Annotated in this window: 13 protein-coding genes; 5 read left to right on the top strand and 8 right to left on the bottom strand. The window is 64.4% G+C overall.

Annotated elements, in window-relative coordinates:
* The first annotated feature begins 5 nt into the window (after window positions 1-5).
* The gene (locus G6P88_RS03655; RefSeq protein ID WP_165321884.1) at window positions 6-1,286 is read left to right on the top strand and encodes a TIR domain-containing protein; all 1,281 of its coding nucleotides are present in this window, start codon (window positions 6-8) and stop codon (window positions 1,284-1,286) included.
* Between the two features lie 38 nt (window positions 1,287-1,324).
* Here the strand turns inward: G6P88_RS03655 and G6P88_RS03650 are convergent, their stop codons facing one another.
* Together G6P88_RS03650 and G6P88_RS03645 are read right to left on the bottom strand one after the other, a co-directional pair.
* A complete protein-coding gene (locus tag G6P88_RS03650) occupies window positions 1,325-2,269 on the bottom strand; it encodes a toll/interleukin-1 receptor domain-containing protein (protein ID WP_165321883.1) in 945 nt (314 codons plus the stop codon).
* A 500-nt stretch (window positions 2,270-2,769) separates the two neighbouring features.
* Window positions 2,770-3,015 (bottom strand): hypothetical protein, encoded by a 246-nt coding sequence (locus G6P88_RS03645; RefSeq protein ID WP_165321882.1) that lies wholly within the window; start codon window positions 3,013-3,015, stop codon window positions 2,770-2,772.
* A 248-nt stretch (window positions 3,016-3,263) separates the two neighbouring features.
* On the opposite strand from G6P88_RS03645, the gene G6P88_RS03640 reads away from it, so the two are divergent.
* A complete protein-coding gene (locus tag G6P88_RS03640; RefSeq protein ID WP_165321881.1) occupies window positions 3,264-3,935 on the top strand; it encodes a glutathione S-transferase family protein in 672 nt (223 codons plus the stop codon).
* 99 nt (window positions 3,936-4,034) lie between these two features.
* Window positions 4,035-4,412 (top strand): hypothetical protein, encoded by a 378-nt coding sequence (locus tag G6P88_RS03635; RefSeq protein WP_165321880.1) that lies wholly within the window; start codon window positions 4,035-4,037, stop codon window positions 4,410-4,412.
* A gap of 63 nt (window positions 4,413-4,475) precedes the next feature.
* On the opposite strand, the gene G6P88_RS03630 is transcribed toward G6P88_RS03635, so the two are convergent.
* On the bottom strand, window positions 4,476-4,955 hold the full coding sequence (locus tag G6P88_RS03630; protein WP_165321879.1) for a lyase: 480 nt from the start codon (window positions 4,953-4,955) through the stop codon (window positions 4,476-4,478).
* Between the two features lie 119 nt (window positions 4,956-5,074).
* Entirely contained in the window at window positions 5,075-6,400 is a 1,326-nt protein-coding gene (locus G6P88_RS03625) for a M20/M25/M40 family metallo-hydrolase (RefSeq protein WP_165321878.1), read from the bottom strand.
* A 194-nt stretch (window positions 6,401-6,594) separates the two neighbouring features.
* On the opposite strand from G6P88_RS03625, the gene G6P88_RS03620 reads away from it, so the two are divergent.
* A complete protein-coding gene (locus tag G6P88_RS03620) occupies window positions 6,595-7,962 on the top strand; it encodes a DEAD/DEAH box helicase (RefSeq protein ID WP_165321877.1) in 1,368 nt (455 codons plus the stop codon).
* A 48-nt stretch (window positions 7,963-8,010) separates the two neighbouring features.
* Here G6P88_RS03620 and G6P88_RS03615 read toward each other — a convergent pair whose 3' ends face one another.
* The 3 genes from G6P88_RS03615 to ligA form a co-directional block, all read right to left on the bottom strand.
* A complete protein-coding gene (locus G6P88_RS03615) occupies window positions 8,011-9,174 on the bottom strand; it encodes an aminotransferase (protein WP_165321876.1) in 1,164 nt (387 codons plus the stop codon).
* Window positions 9,175-9,179: 5 nt separating this feature from the next.
* Window positions 9,180-11,060, bottom strand: coding sequence for a CHASE3 domain-containing protein (locus tag G6P88_RS03610; RefSeq protein ID WP_165321875.1), 1,881 nt, complete (start codon window positions 11,058-11,060; stop codon window positions 9,180-9,182).
* 63 nt (window positions 11,061-11,123) lie between these two features.
* The gene (gene ligA / locus G6P88_RS03605) at window positions 11,124-13,235 is read right to left on the bottom strand and encodes an NAD-dependent DNA ligase LigA (protein WP_165321874.1); all 2,112 of its coding nucleotides are present in this window, start codon (window positions 13,233-13,235) and stop codon (window positions 11,124-11,126) included.
* Window positions 13,236-13,379: 144 nt separating this feature from the next.
* On the opposite strand from ligA, the gene G6P88_RS03600 reads away from it, so the two are divergent.
* Entirely contained in the window at window positions 13,380-13,790 is a 411-nt protein-coding gene (locus tag G6P88_RS03600) for an FKBP-type peptidyl-prolyl cis-trans isomerase (protein ID WP_165321873.1), read from the top strand.
* Between the two features lie 7 nt (window positions 13,791-13,797).
* On the opposite strand, the gene recN is transcribed toward G6P88_RS03600, so the two are convergent.
* Window positions 13,798-15,459, bottom strand: coding sequence for a DNA repair protein RecN (gene recN / locus G6P88_RS03595; RefSeq protein WP_165321872.1), 1,662 nt, complete (start codon window positions 15,457-15,459; stop codon window positions 13,798-13,800).
* Between the last annotated feature and the right edge of the window lie 8 nt (window positions 15,460-15,467).

Below are 15,467 nucleotides of genomic sequence, written 5' to 3'. Positions count from 1 at the left end.
GCTAAATGGTGAGAGGTAAAACAACCGAAGCGACTTCGGCCAACGGACAAGCACCGACAGCGTCACCTAAGAAATCTAAGGCTTTCACCCCGCCTGTGGGTCCGGCAAGCCCGGGCTCTAAGCGCAGCTATCTCAAGCAGGCTGATGTTCCCAACCTCTCGTTGGATGATGCGCTGCGCATACCTCAGGCAATCTTTGATCACTACGCGGGTCGAGCGACCGCTCCATTTCACGTTGCTAAGGCGCTAAGCGTTGATCCTAAGGGCTCGCAGATGCGCCTTCTGTCTGGTGCGAGCATCGCATTTGGATTGATCGAAGGCGGGGCACAAGCCGCTACCATTAGCGTGACTGAGCTTGCTCGGCAAATTATTAGACCCCGCGCGGAAGACGAAGACGTCATAGCCAAGCGGGAAGCCGTGCTACGCCCGAGAGTATTCGGTGACTTCTTAAAGCGATACGATCAGAGCCCGTTTCCGCGACACGACATTGCACTCAACGTTTTAGAAGAGCTTGGCGTCCCACGTGATAAGACCGATGAGGTACTTGAGCGTCTAGATGCCAGTGCAAAATCAGTGGGTTTTATAGAGCAGATTAACGGCAAGGCTTATGTAAGCCTCTCCAGCGCAGCGGGCGGCGATCCGACAACAAACGGCGTCACTGAATTAACAGAACATCCCAAGCAGGAGGTAGCGGAGCCGGTTATCCCGCCTACGCGTCAGCCTTCCGAGATACCCGTTTTTGAACCACAAAGAACGCCGGCGCCGTCGCCGATTTCTCTCGCTTCGGGCGCGTCTATGAAGGCGGCTGTTGAGGATGATTTGCGACGTCGGCGGGTATTCATAACTCACGGCAAGGACCGGGCGCTAGTCGATCCAATTCGCAAGCTCTTGGAATATGGCGAACTAGAGCCGATTGTTTCCGTCGAGCGGCAATCGGTCTCGAAGCCGGTACCCGAAAAAATCATGGATGATATGCGGCGCTGCGGCGCTGCAATTATCCATGTCGATGCAGATAAGGTTCTGACCGACGACCAAGGTGCAGAACATGTGCTGCTCAATCCCAATGTTCTAATTGAGATTGGGGCCGCTATGGCTTTCTACGGCCGGCGCTTCATTCTGCTGGTAAGGGAGGGAGTGAAGCTGCCCTCTAACCTTCAAGGGCTTTATGAGGTTCGGTATCCGGGCGATACAATGGATGCAGCTGCCACTATCAAGTTGTTGGAAGCCATGAAGGATATAAAGAATTACGCGCTTCCAAGCGACATAGAGCCGGAGACGGAAAGCTGAACCTGCCAATCAGCCTCCGGCGACCCGGCGCCGTTCAGCTACTCCTTCTTTTTCACCGCGGTAGTGACGACCTGGGTAATCATGCTGATCAATTGTGGATCAATCTGAGAGACGTCTAGGTGAGCAAAAGCTGATGAGCGGTCAATATTCCAGTTTGCAAACACCTCTTTCAGTTCGGTCCAAGTCACGCGATCTGGAAAGGCGTTTAGATAAAAACGCCCGAACATGATGGCGTGAATTCGGTCGGATGCCTTGAGCGCTTCGGTAGTGTATGATTTTCCAAGGGAGAAAGCGTATCGCGAACAGGCACCTAGAAAGCCGACCACGACCACGTTCACGACGACAGCGCGAGCCAAGCTGAGCCAGTCGCCCGGGATGGATGCGTGCGCGACGAATGTCCATAATGCGACCGCAATGCCTGACAGAAGGGCCACATAACCGGCCGCGTACCAGCCGCGTGCCGCGCACGCATTTCGACTCTTGATCGCGTCCTGTGCCTTGATGGCCTCATCGATGTATTGCGGGGCGTTTTGTTTGATACGCGTTGCCGCGACTTCCGCTTTGACCTCCCGCGCAAGCGAAAGTCCATGCTGGCTCGATATGCTTTTTGAAATCTGGGCCACAATAGCATCAACATCGCGATCGGGGGCAAAAAGGATCTGAATGTCTTGGAGCACGAGCGGAACTTCAACTTGGTCGATCGCGATCGGGATCACCAATGGCTTGCCCGTAGCGCCAGCAAATGCCCGCGCGGCGCCCAGTTCCATCATCGTGTAGGCTGAACTCGGTGTATTATGAGACAGTAACGTCAAAAACACGTCGGCGCTTTTCAGCCCTTCGTCCAGTGTCGAGCGCCAGTCACGACCGGCGGTCAGAACGTCATCGTCAACCGTGATCTCGTGACCGTCCTGCTTAAGGCGATTGACTAACGCTCGCATAAACTCGCCGTCTTTGCGGCTGTACGATACGTAGATTCTGGCCATTTGCTTGCCCCCTGATGCGCGCATACGATGCGCTTGGCCAGTCTGTCGATTCCCAAGGCGGGCGTTCACGGCAAGCTTATGTCCTACTGCGATGCCAGCGGGGCAAATGTCGAACGTCGGGTCCTGACGTCGTGCCGTTCGACACGTCGCATGCGACTGTCAGCAATGACCCAAACGTTACTGATTGGAGCTAAATAGCGGACGGTTGGCTATCGGGATCGGGGGGGCAGCGCCTTGTATGACCGCTACCAGGCATTCTCGACCAGCCAGTCTGCGCAGTCGAACCGGCGGCTTTCGGCGTGAGCCGACATAGCTAGCGCAGGATTGGAACGGCGTATTTTGGTCGTGAGCGGCCATTGGTTGCCCGAAGCTCGGATGTCTGGGGCAGATCATATCGCGCCTATTCACTGCCCGCACGCGCGTCTGACGCACCGGCGCTCCCCTCAATTCCCCTCGGAATCTACCACGAACGTCACCGGCTTCCCGCGCGTCTTCGGGTCCTAGCTGACCGACAGGGCTGCGCGCACGTAGCGGGCGATCGTCGCGTTGTCGAGTTGCAGGCGGCTGCGGGGCAAGCCTTTGAGCAGGCGCTTGGGTGAGGGAAATTCGACGAGGGCTTCGCGCCGGACGTCGCGCTCCTGCAGAGAGATCGTCATGCCCTTCCAGCCCTCGTCATCGGACAGATGGGGTTCGCGGTGGAGGTTCCATTCGTAGAGGACGCCGTCGACCTGGACAGCGCCGCCCATGCTTTGAGACTTAGACGTGGCCGCGTCCCGTGCATGAGCGATGTGCCAAAGCCTAGCTCGTTGGGCAGGCCGGGCCGATTGGGCAGGGACATGCGGCGGACTGGCACAAAGGAACGATCGTGGTGGACTGCTGGTCGAATGATTCCGTCGGGTCGGATGGTGCCCGTTCTCCCATCGCTCCAATAATCGCCCGCACCCCCATCTCCGCTGCTGACATATGCGCGCCATGCCGATAATCATGCGGCTCCATGTGGCAGCTTTATCAATTCCCGCTCTGTCCCTTCTCGCGCAAGGTCCGGCTCCAGATGGAGGAGAAGGGCGTCGCCTATGATCTCGTCCGCGAGTCTCCCTGGCTGCGGCGCGACGAGTTTCTGGACCTGAACCCGGTCGGGCAGACCCCGGTGATGGTCGATCCGGCGAACGGGACGGTGCTGATCCACAGCTGTGCGATCTCCGAATATATCGAGGAGACGGTCGAGGCGGCGCCGATGATCCCCGGCGGGTCGGCGGCGCGGGCCGAGATCCGGCGGCTGGTCGCCTATTTCGACGAGAAATTCTATGCCGACGTGGTCGGCCCGCTGCTGCACGAACGCGCGCTGAAGCGGATCGTCCACCGCGCCTCGCCCGATGCCGGCGTGTTGCGGCAGGCGATGAAGGCGGTGAACGACCATCTCGACTATATCGACTATCTGGTCGGCAGCCGCCGCTGGATCGGCGGCCCGCTGCTCAGCCTCGCCGACCTCGCCTGCGCTGCGCATCTGTCGGTCGCCGACTATCTGGGCGGGATCGACTGGCGCGGGCATGACGAGACCAAGCAATGGTATTCGGGCATGAAATCCCGCCGCTCGCTGCGCGTCGTGCTGGCCGAGCGGATGGAGTTGGTCGGCCCGCCCGAGCATTATGAGAAGCCGGATTTTTGATGGGTCGTGTAGGGGCGTAAGCGGGGAGCGATTTCCTAAACGCGCACCGTCTGAAAGCGACCCCATTGCGGACATTCGGGTCGCCCTTAGAAACGAGCAATGACCACCGACTCCTTGCCTTCGCTGCCAAGCTTTTTCATCGAGCGCCTGGAATACGACATCGCGAGCTTGCGTGTTTGGCTTTCGGTTGACGGGAGGGTCGCGCTCAAGGTGACCTTTGAGCAGCCAAGGGCCTTTCGGTCTTTCAGCGAGAGCGACTACTGGCACTACCTAAACGATGTCGGCGGGCGTGCCCTCGTCTGTTCGAGCGATAGCGGCTGCGGTATCCTGATGAGCGAAACAACGCCTTATTTGCTGGACTATCGCGAGCATGCTCGCGAGCAAGAGCATGAAGAAACCTTTTCCTGCGTGATTGTAAGCCCACAAGAGTGCGTCGAAGTCATCTGCTTCGAAGAGCCGACAATTCTTAAGTTCTGAATATCCTTTTTTCTATCTTTTGGCCGAAAGCAGAATTCCCACTGCCGACCCCATTGCGGACATTCAGGTATTCGCCTGTCCCGCTAATTCGCAAGCGCGTATGGCATCCTCTATGGTGCTGTTGATCCACGACGCACCACCCCGTCCCGCCCATGCGCGTAAACCTTCGAGCAAGGAGGCATCAGCAAGGAAATGAGCCGCCTGAAACGTCGCGTATGCGCATTCTTCCCGCATCAACTCGCGCCGAACCAACGGCAGTGCGCGGTCTCGATCTCGCTCCGACAAGCCTTGGAGAGCTTCTCCTCGGACACAAGCATCGGTGTCTTCTGCCGCTGAAAGTAACGCGGCAAGAACCTCGGCGGTGTCGGGGCCGTGCCCAGCCAAGACCATTGTCGCCCAGTCGCGATTGCTGACGATTTCATCTCTCGTATAGGCGATCAGAAGCTTCAGGTTATGATCCGCCATGACGCTGCCGGTCAGCGGAATGTCTTCGTTCGCCACCATCACGATGAAGTCGGCTTCGGGCAGGTAAGGCTCGTCCATTCCAAGCCCATTAGCCACAATGTCTTAATGACCGCTTCCTACCCCAATTCGGTCGTACAGCTGGCAAGAACCTTCGCAATAAAGCCGACCCCCAAGTCGAACCTCTACCCGTCCGCGCCTCAACGCTTCGCGCGCGGCTCCGCCGCGAGCCGCGACATCAGGATTGCCGCGCGTTTCGCCTGGAGCGGGATCGAGGTCAGGTCGACCGTCTCGCCGGGTGCATGGTCGCCGGTGGAGTAGGGGCCCATGCCGGCGAAGCTGTCGACGTCACTGGCGACGAAGCTGACGTCGCCGGCGCCGCGCTTGAGCGGGTCGAGCGGGGGCATGTCGGGCAGGCCCAGGTCCTTGTTCACGCCGTTTAGCGCCGTCAGGATCGCGCGGTTGCCGTCGGTCGGCGCCATCGCCGGATAGCCGCCTTTCTCGAATTCGATCGCGGCCGAGGTGCCGGGCAGGTGCTGCGCGACGATCGCCGCCATCTTCGCCTTCACCCGCTCGGTCTGCTCCTGCGACAGGGTGCGCAGGTCGCCGCGCGCCTCGGCGATGGGGGCGATGATGTTGCCCTTGCCGGTCGCGGTCATGCGGATGCCTTCGGCGTCGGTGGACTGGGTCGATCCGCCCGCGATCAGGCCGACATTGTAGGTCAGGTTGGTTTCGGGCAGGTCGCGGCGGAAGGCGTCGAGGATGCGGACCAGTTCATAGATGGCGCCATAGCCCACCTTTTCGCTGAAGATGCCGCTCGAATGGCCGCTGTTGCCGGTCGCTTTGACCGTCCAGCTGTTCGACGAGCGGCGCGCGATCGAGCCCATGTCGCGGCCATTGTCGCGCACCAGCCCTTCGAAATCGAGCGCGACGTCGGCGCGCTTGCCGGCCGCGATCAGGTCTGCGCGGGCGATCTCGACCGGGTCGCCGACATCCTCCTCGTCGCCGGTCAGGACGATCTCGATACCGGCTTTGGCCAGCGTGCCGGCCGCCTTCATCGCGCGCAGCGCCGCGAGCATCACGACCATGCCGCCCTTGTCGTCGCCGACGCCGGGGCCCTCGGCCTTGTCGCCGCCCTTGCGGGCGAAGCGCTGGAACGGGCTGTCGGGCTCGAACACCGTGTCGAGATGGCCGATCAGCAGCAGCCGCTTGCCGCGTCCATTGCCCTTGTGGGTGGCGATGATGTGCCCCGCGCGGCCGGCGGCGGTCATCGGCACCCAGCGCACGTCGAAGCCGAGCGGCGCCAGCTGCGCCTTCATCATCTCGCCGACCTTCGTCACGCCGGGCAGGTTGCGCGATCCCGAGTTCACGTTGACCAGCTGTTCGAGCAGCGCGACGGTGGCGGCATTCTCTGCCTCGACGGTGCGGGTCATGGTCTTCTCTGCGGGAGTGAGCGCCGCCTGGGCGGGGAGGGCGGTGGTCGCCATCAGCAGGGAAAGCCCGAAAAACCGACCGATACGCGCCATCGAAAACACCTCGCCTTGCATTTGCCACGATCATGGAGCATATGCTGCACCGCGTCGATGCCGTTTTGCGGTGTCGGGACCGTAGCAGCGTGAACTCCTGCCCTCTTACAAGGACAGGCCGGCTCGGCCCTCAGGCACGCATATCAGCTCAGGCTTCCCTATTCACGCGGGTCGTCATGCGAACCCGCTGTCGCATGGACTCCGTCCGTGCGCCCGCACCATTTGAAAGTGCATTTGTGACCAAATTTTCCGATCTGGGCCTCATCGAGCCGCTGTACCGCGCGCTTTCCGCCAAGGGCTATGACGTGCCCACGCCGATCCAGGCCCAGGCGATTCCGCCGCTGCTCGAGGGCCGCGACCTGTGCGGCATCGCGCAGACCGGTACCGGCAAGACCGCCGCCTTCGCGCTGCCGTCGCTCCACCTGCTCACCGAAAATCTGAAGCATACGCCGCCGCAGGGTTGCCGCATGCTCGTCCTGTCGCCGACGCGCGAACTGGCCAGCCAGATCGCCGAGAGCTTCGTCCAGTACGGCAAGAATCTGCGGCTGAGCGTCGCCACCGTCTTCGGCGGCGTGCCGATCAACCGCCAGATCCGCCAGCTGCAGCGCGGTGTCGACATCCTCGTCGCGACGCCGGGCCGTCTGCTCGACCTGATCGACCAGCGCGCGCTGAACCTGAAGTTCGTCGAGATCTTCGTCCTCGACGAGGCCGATCAGATGCTCGACCTGGGCTTCATCCATGCGCTCAAGCGGATCGATCAGCTTCTGCCGAAGAAGCGTCAGTCGCTGTTCTTCTCGGCGACCATGCCCAAGGCGATCGCCGAGCTGGGCGACCGCTTCCTGAACAACCCGGTCAAGGTCTCGGTCGCTCCGGCGGCGACCACCGCCGAGCGGGTCGACCAGTTCGCGACCTTCTGCAACGCGCAGGAGAAGCAGGCGCTGCTGACCATGCGGATCAAGGCCGAGCCGATCGATCGCGCGCTGGTCTTCACCCGCACCAAGCATGGCGCGGATCGTGTCGTGCGCAACCTGCGCGCCGCCGGCATCCCCGCCGAGGCGATCCACGGCAACAAGAGCCAGCCGCAGCGTGAGCGCGCGCTGGGCATGTTCCGCACCGGCGAAGTCCGCATCCTGGTCGCGACCGACATCGCCGCGCGCGGCATCGACGTCGGCGGCGTCAGCCATGTGTTCAACTTCGAGCTGCCGAATGTGGCCGAGCAATATGTCCACCGCATCGGCCGCACCGCGCGCGCGGGTGCTGCGGGCGTCGCCATCGCCTTCGTGGCGGATGACGAGCGGCCCTATCTGAAGGCGATCGAGAAGCTGACCCGCATCAAGCTCGAGATCGAACCGCTGCCGGAGAATTTCCTGGCCGAGAAGGCGAAGCTGCCGAAGCCGGTCGCGGCACCGGCCGCACCCGCGAACAGCGGCGAGCGTGGTCCCCGTCGTCGCGAAGGTGGCGAGCGGGCGGGCCAGCCCCAGCCGGCCAAGCGTCGTTTCAGCCGTCCCAAGGGCGCGCCGGGCGCGCACCGCGCTGCGGTCAAGAAGTTCGGCAGCCGCTGAGGCAAGTCGGACAGGCGTAAGGAAGGGGCGGCCAATTGGCCGCCCTTTTCATTTCGTGGCGGTGAGGCGCTGGCGCATCGCGCCCAGCCGCTCGATCGCGGCGTCGAGCGTGGCGTCGTCCTTGCAATAGCAGAGGCGGACGATGTGGCGCACATGGCGTTCTTCGTAGAAAGCGGAGACGGGGATGGTGACGACGCCACCCTCGCGTGCCATGCGCTCGGCAAAGGTGACATCGTCCAGCGCGATGCCCGACGCCGGCAGATCGACCGACACGAACCAGGTCGCCTCGCTCGGCAGCACGCGATAGCCCGCGCTTTCGAGACCGCGCACCAGCCTCTCCCTCGACCGCGCGAAATCCGCGCGCATCGTCTCGAACCACTCCGGCGGCTTGCGCAGGCCATGTGCAACTGCCGTTTGCAGATTGGGCGCCGTGGTGAAGGTCAGGAACTGATGCGCCTTGGCAATCTGCCGCGCGAGCGTCGGGGCGGCGATCATCCAGCCGACCTTCCATCCGGTCAGCGCGAAGATCTTCCCGGCGGATCCTATCTTCACCGTGCGTTCGCGCATGCCGGGCAGGGCGATCATCGGCACATGGTCGCGCCCGAAGCGGACATGCTCCCACACCTCGTCGCACAGCGCATAGGCATCGAAGCGGATGCAGCGCTCGGCGATCATCGCCAGCACATCGCCGCCCAGCATCGTTCCGCTGGGATTGATCGGGTTGTTGATCACCACCAGCCGGGTACGCTCGTTGAACGCCGCATCGAGCGCTGCAGGATCGAGCGACCAGTCGCGCGGGTCGAGATCGACCATGTGGGGAATGCCGCCCGCGCGTCGCACCATCGGCACATAGGCGTCGTAGAGCGGCTGGAACAGGACGACCTCGTCGCCCGGCGCCACCAGCGCCAATATGCCGGCCGCGATCGCCTCGGTTGCGCCCGAAGTGACGATCACCTCGCTCTGCCAGTCGAGGTCGAGGCCCTGATGGTCGCGATAATGATCGGCAATGGCCTGGCGCAGATCGGGCAGGCCGGCCATCGGCGGATATTGGTTATAGCCGTCGACCAGCGCCTCGGCGGCGACGCGGCGGACGTCGTCGGGGCCCGGCGCGTCTGGAAAACCCTGGCCGAGATTGATCGCGCCTGTTTCGCGGGCAAGCGCCGACATCGTCTCGAAGATCGTCGTCGGCAGCGCAGCATAGACCGGGTTCATGGATGTCAGACGGGCCGGTTGAAGCCGCCGCCGTCGAGAACCTGCCGCACCTTCAGCGCCAGTTGCATGAGGGTGAAGGGCTTCGACAGGAAGGCGACGCCGGCGTCGAGCATCCCGTTATGGACGACGGCATTGCGCGTATAGCCGGTGGTGTAGAGGATTTTGATGCCGGGCCGCATCTTCAGAACCTTTTCCGCCAGTTCGCGCCCGTTCATCTCGGGCATGACGATGTCGGTGAAGAGCATGTCGATCACCGGCTGCTCCTCCAGCGTCCGGATCGCCTCGGCCGCGCTGGCGGCGGAGATCACCGAATAGCCAAGGTCGCGCAGCGCATCGACCGAGAAATGGCGCACCCGCTGTTCGTCCTCGACCACGAGGATCGCCTCGCCTTGCTTCGCGCGGGGCGCCTCGTCGCTGTCGAGGATGTAGCGGCCATTCGCATCCTGCAGCGGGTCCTGGCTGCGCGGCAGATAGAGACGTACCGTCGTTCCCTGGCCGGGCTCCGAATAGATCGCTGCATGGCCACCAGTCTGCTTCATGAAGCCGAATATCTGGCTGAGGCCCAGGCCGGTGCCCTTGCCCACCGCTTTGGTCGTGAAGAAGGGGTCGAAAGCGCGCTTCAGCACATCGGGCGACATGCCGCTGCCGGTATCGGTCACCCCGACCATCACATATTGGCCGGGCCGGACCTCCGGATGGATGCGCGCATATTCGTCGTCCAGATAGGCATTGGCGGTTTCGATCGTCACCTTGCCGCCGTCGGCCATCGCGTCGCGCGCGTTGACCACGAGATTGACGATCGCATTTTCGAGCTGACTGGGATCGGCAAGGCAGCGCCACAGGCCGCCTGCAAGCACCGTCTCGATCATATACTGCTCGCCGATGGTGCGCTTGAGCATTTCGGACATGCCGGCGACCAGACGATTGGTGTCGATCGTCAGCGGCGCGAGCGGTTGCTGGCGCGAGAAGGCGAGGAGGCGCGCGGTCAGACTGGCAGCGCGCTGAGCTCCTTCATGCGCGTTGTCGATATAGCGTATCAGCCTGTCGGTATCGCCACCGATACGTCGCTTCGCGAGATCCAGGCTGCCGATAACGATCGCGAGCATGTTGTTGAAATCATGAGCGATACCGCCGGTCAGCTGCCCGATCGATTCGAGCTTCTGCATATGCAGGATCTGCGCTTCGGCCTTCTCGCGGGCTTCCACCTGTACGCGCATAGCCTGTTCGGCGGCGAGCGCCCGGTCACGCTCCGTCAGCAATTCGCGCTCGCGCGCGTTGCTGTCGCGGATCAGGGCTGCGGCGACGATCAGGACAAGGATGACAGTGGCGACAAGCACCAGGCCGAGGCTCATGACGAGTTGTTCGGTCTGAGCGCGCCGCTCGGCAAGAAGGCGTTCTTCTTCTGCGAGCATGCGATTGATGATGTCGATGACTCGCTGAATGCGCACATGGCCTTCGCCCGAGGCGACAGCGGCGACGGCTTCCATCCGTCGGCCTCGGTCGAATGCCCCGATGCCATCCTTCGCAAAGCTCAGCTTCGCCCGCACGGCCGCCCGCAATGTGGCGACATTCCTGATCTGCCGGGGATTGTCGCTCACCTCGCGCTCGATCTGGTCCAGCGCCGGTTCGATCCGCGCCGACAATTGCGCAACGCGCTCGCGCAAGGCCGGCGCGCCCACCAGCAGATAGCCGCGATGCTCGGACTCGATCGCGCGCATCCGATCGGCCATCCCGGTCAGCAGCACTTCGACCCGCAGCGAATGCGCCGCCCATCCGCCGGCGCGGCTCTGCGCGCGCGTCAGATAGATCGCGCTGGCCGCGGCAATGATCGCGACGATCAGGCCTCCGAGCAGAAGATAGGGCAGGCGACGAGGCGAATGGGCCATGCCCGCCTTGTAGAGCCGGGCATTTCGCCTGCAAGCGATATTCCCCCGCGCCTCCAGATCGCATTACTCGGCGTCGGCGACGATCCTCGCCCAGCCGGCCTCGTCGATCACCTCGATGCCGAGCTCTGCCGCCTTCTTCAGCTTCGAGCCTGCGCCGGGGCCTGCCACCACCAGATGCGTCTTGGCCGATACCGATCCTGACACCTTCGCGCCGAGGGCTTCGGCCTGCGCCTTGGCCTCGTCGCGCGACATCGTCTCGAGCGTACCGGTGAACACCACCGTCTTGCCGCTGACGGCGGATTGCCGCGTCTCGTGGACGACATCGGCGGGCTTCAGCTGGCTGAGCAGGTCGTCGACAGCCTCGCGATTATGCGGCTCGGCGAAGAAGTCGACCAGTGCAAGGGCGACCTCGGGGCCGACCCCCGGCGTCTCGACGATGGCGGCCAGCTCCTTGGCAACGCGCGCGCCGAATTTCTCGTCGGGTTCGCCGACCGCCTGCACGGCTTCGTCGCGCGCGGCGATGGCCCGCTCGATCATCGCCCTGAGCGCGTCCCAGCTGCGATAGCGCCGGGCCAGATCGCGCGCGGTGACCTCGCCGACATGGCGGATGCCCAGTGCGAACAGGAAACGGTCGAGCGGTGGCGCACGCTTGGCATCGATCGCGGCGATAAGGTTCGACGCGGATGTCTCGGCCCAGCGCTCGCGTGTCGCCAGCTGCTCCTTGGTTAGCCGAAAGATATCCGCCGGGGTCTGGACCAGGCTGTCGCGGAAGAAGCTCTCGATATGCGTCAGGCCGAGGCCCTCTATGTCGAGCGCGTGACGGGAGACGAAATGGCGCAGGCGCTCGACCCGCTGGGCTGGGCAGATCAGTCCGCCGGTGCAGCGATAGTCGACCTCGCCGGGCTCGCGCTCGGCGGCCGATCCGCATTCGGGGCAGGTCGTCGGGAAGGGCCAGCTTCCGCGCGTCTCGTCCCGCGACAGATTTTCCACGATCTGCGGAATGACGTCGCCGGCCCGCTGCAGGACCACGCGGTCGCCCGGCCACACGTTCAGGCGGCCGATCTCGTCGGCATTGTGGAGCGTGGCGTTGGTGACGACGACGCCGCCGACCGTCACCGGTTCCAGACGCGCGACTGGCGTGAGCTTGCCGGTGCGGCCGACCTGGATGTCGATGGCGCGCAGCAGAGTCTGTGCCTGTTCCGCCGGGAATTTGTGGGCGATCGCCCAGCGCGGCGCGCGCGCGACGAAGCCCAGCCGTTTCTGCCAGTCGAGCCGGTCGACCTTGTACACGACACCGTCAATGTCGAAGGGCAGGTCGGCGCGGCGCGCCTCGATGCCCCGATAATGCGACAGCGCCTGCGCCGCGCCGTCGACACGGATCAGGTCGTCCGAGACGGGCAGGCCCCAGCTTGCGATCGCGTCCATCACGCCCTTCTGCGTATCGGCGGGCAGCGCGGAGGCCTCGCCCCAGCCATGCGCCAGAAAGCGCAGCGGTCGCGCGGCGGTGATCGACGGGTCCTTCTGGCGCAGCGACCCGGCAGCGGCATTGCGTGGATTGGCGAATTGCCGGGCCTTGTCCGGATCGTCGGCATCGGAGAGCAGGCGGGCGTTGAGTGCGGTGAAATCGTCCTTCGCCATATAGACCTCGCCCCGCACCTCGAAGATGTCCGGCACGGCACCCTTCAGCGTCTGCGGGATGTCGGCGATGGTGCGGACATTGGCGGTGACATCCTCGCCGGTCTGTCCGTCGCCGCGCGTCGCAGCCAGCACGAGCCGGCCCTTGTCATAGCGCAGCGAGCAGGAGAGGCCGTCGATCTTAGGCTCTGCCGTCAACGCCACCGCCTCTTCGGCACCGAGACTGAGATAGCGGCGGACGCGACCGACGAAATCCTCGACATCCTCATCGGCAAAGGCGTTGTCGAGGCTGAGCATCGCCACGGCATGCGGCACCTTGGCGAGGTGCGAGGAGGGGGCGGCGCCGACGAGCCTGGATGGGGAGTCATCGCGGACAAGCAGCGGGAAGGCCGCCTCGAGCGCGGCATTTTCCCGCATCAGCGCATCATAAGCGGCGTCGCTTATCTCGGGCGCGTCCTCGCCATGGTAGAGCGCGTTGTGCCGGGCGATCTCGGCCGCGAGGAAGGCGAGCCGTTCGGCGGCTTCGGATTCGGTCGTCATCCGCTTCTTCTAGGCGGGCGGACGAGGCGGGCCAAGCGTCTCGGATCGCCCCTTCGGACATGGGCTTGGCAGGCGTTCGGCGGCTGCCTATCGATAGGCAGCTTTGGCGTTCAACTGAGCGCCCTATGTTGAGGACAAATAGCAATGCGCTTCGCCAAACATCTGATCGCACTGGCAATCATCGGTGCATCGGCGGGCGTCTCGGTCGAGGCGCGGACCCTTGCCGGAGGCACCCAGGTCGAGGACATCGTCGTCGGCAAAGGGCCGGAAGCCGTCGCCGGGCGATCCGTCACGGTCCATTATACCGGCTGGCTCTATCGCGGGGGCAAGCGATCGACCAAGTTCGACAGCTCGGTCGGGAGCGAGCCCTTCACCTTCTTCCTTGGCGCCGGCGAAGTCATCAAGGGCTGGGACGATGGCGTCGTCGGCATGAAGGTCGGCGGCAAGCGCACGCTGATCCTGCCGCCTGCCGTCGCTTATGGTTCGGAAGGCGACGAAACGATCCCGCCCAACAGCTGGCTGATCTTCGATATCCAGCTTCTGAAGGTCGAGTAACGGCGCGTCAGGCCACTTCGAGCAGGCGCATGGCCTGCGCCCGGGCCTCGGCGGTGATTTCGGCACCCGACAACATGCGGGCGATCTCTTCCTGACGCTCGGCTTCGTCGAGCGGCCGCACGCCGGTGCGCGTGACGAAGCCGTCATGGCTCTTGGCGATCAGCCAATGATGCGCGCCGCGCGCGGCGACCTGCGGGCTGTGGGTCACGACGAGCAATTGTGCACCGCGCGACAGCCGCTGCAGCCGCTCGCCGATCGCGCTCGCAACGGCACCGCCGACGCCGCGGTCGATCTCGTCGAAGATCATCGTCGTGGCGGAGCCCTGCTCGGCGAGCGCTACCTTGAGCGCGAGGATGAAGCGCGACAATTCGCCGCCGCTGGCGATCTTCATCAGCGGGGCGAAGGGAGCGCCCGGATTGGTCGAGATCTCGAACTCGACACGGTCGCGGCCCGCAGCGGTCCATCCGCTTTCGGGCAGCGTCTCGACGACGGTGCGGAACCGCGCGGCGTCGAGCTTCAGTGGCGCAAGCTCGCCAGCCACGGCGACATCGAGCCGCGCGGCGGCCTCGCGGCGGGCCTGGCTCAGCTGCTCTGCAGCCTCGACATAGGCCGCCCGTGCATTGCGGGCCGCCGTCTCCAGCGCGGCGAGGCCAGCGTCTCCGGCTTCGATCCGGTCGAGCCGGGCCGCCAGTTCGTCGCGGAGCGCAGATAGGCCCTCGGGCTCCACCCGATGCTTGCGAGCCAGCGCGCGCAGCTCGAACAGGCGGGTCTCCACCGTCTCCAGCCTTGCGGGGTCGAAGCGCATCGCCTCGGCGGCGGCGGCGAGCTTGTCCTCTGCCTCGCCCGCCTCGATCACGGCGCGATCGAGCGCCTCGAGCGCCTCGGCGAGCAGCGGATGTTCGGGCGCGATGCGGTCCAGCCTGCGCGCCGCCTGACGCAGCGCCGCCAGCCCGCCGTCAGAGCCTTCGAGGTGCGCGCTGACCGCCGTAAGATCGTCGGCAAGGCGGGCGCCCTTCTGCATGTCGGCACGCTCGGCTGCGAGGATGGCTTCCTCGCCGGGCTCGGCGCCGAAACGGCTCAGCTCCGCGACCGCATGGTCGAGCCATTCACGATCGCGCGCGGCATTGTCCAGGTCGGTCCGCGCGGCGTCCAGCGCATCCTCGGCCTGGCGCCACGCAGCATGAAGACCGGCGATGCGTCCCACGTCGAGCCGCCCGAAGCTGTCGAGCAGCAGGCGGTGTCCGCGCGGATTGATCAGGCCGCGATCGTCATGCTGGCCGTGAATCTCGACGAGCATCGCGCCGAGTTCGCGGAGCGTGGCCGCCGATGCGGGCTGATCGTTGACGAAGGCGCGGCTGCCGCCATCGGCCTTGACCACCCGGCGGATGACCAGCGCCTCGCCCGGCTCCGCCTCATAGCCATTTTCCGCGAGGAGGGCGAAGGCGGGATGGTCGGCCGGCAGGTCGAAGCCGGCCGATACGATCGCTTGTGCCGCGCCGGTTCGGACGAGGCCGCTGTCGGCACGCGCCCCGAGCGCAAGTCCCAGCGAATCGAGCAGGATCGACTTGCCCGCGCCGGTCTCGCCGGTCAGCGTGCCCAGACCGGGGCCGAACTCCAGATCGAGCGCCTCGATCAGCACGACATCCCGGATCGCCAGCGTGGTCAGCATGGGACATG

The organism is Rhizorhabdus phycosphaerae (assembly GCF_011044255.1).
GTDB lineage: Bacteria > Pseudomonadota > Alphaproteobacteria > Sphingomonadales > Sphingomonadaceae > Rhizorhabdus > Rhizorhabdus phycosphaerae.
This window is presented reverse-complemented; position numbering and strand designations above follow the sequence as displayed.

Coding starts and splice junctions, on each gene's coding strand:
- G6P88_RS03635 (WP_165321880.1), top strand. CDS start 4,035: ATGACCACCGACTCCTTGCCTTCGCTGCCAAGCTTTTTCATCGAGCGC.
- recN (WP_165321872.1), bottom strand. CDS start 15,459: ATGCTGACCACGCTGGCGATCCGGGATGTCGTGCTGATCGAGGCGCTC.
- G6P88_RS03655 (WP_165321884.1), top strand. CDS start 6: ATGGTGAGAGGTAAAACAACCGAAGCGACTTCGGCCAACGGACAAGCA.
- G6P88_RS03615 (WP_165321876.1), bottom strand. CDS start 9,174: ATGAACCCGGTCTATGCTGCGCTGCCGACGACGATCTTCGAGACGATG.
- G6P88_RS03620 (WP_165321877.1), top strand. CDS start 6,595: ATGGACTCCGTCCGTGCGCCCGCACCATTTGAAAGTGCATTTGTGACC.
- G6P88_RS03650 (WP_165321883.1), bottom strand. CDS start 2,269: ATGGCCAGAATCTACGTATCGTACAGCCGCAAAGACGGCGAGTTTATG.
- G6P88_RS03630 (WP_165321879.1), bottom strand. CDS start 4,955: ATGGACGAGCCTTACCTGCCCGAAGCCGACTTCATCGTGATGGTGGCG.
- G6P88_RS03640 (WP_165321881.1), top strand. CDS start 3,264: ATGTGGCAGCTTTATCAATTCCCGCTCTGTCCCTTCTCGCGCAAGGTC.
- G6P88_RS03645 (WP_165321882.1), bottom strand. CDS start 3,015: ATGGGCGGCGCTGTCCAGGTCGACGGCGTCCTCTACGAATGGAACCTC.
- ligA (WP_165321874.1), bottom strand. CDS start 13,235: ATGACGACCGAATCCGAAGCCGCCGAACGGCTCGCCTTCCTCGCGGCC.
- G6P88_RS03610 (WP_165321875.1), bottom strand. CDS start 11,060: ATGGCCCATTCGCCTCGTCGCCTGCCCTATCTTCTGCTCGGAGGCCTG.
- G6P88_RS03600 (WP_165321873.1), top strand. CDS start 13,380: ATGCGCTTCGCCAAACATCTGATCGCACTGGCAATCATCGGTGCATCG.
- G6P88_RS03625 (WP_165321878.1), bottom strand. CDS start 6,400: ATGGCGCGTATCGGTCGGTTTTTCGGGCTTTCCCTGCTGATGGCGACC.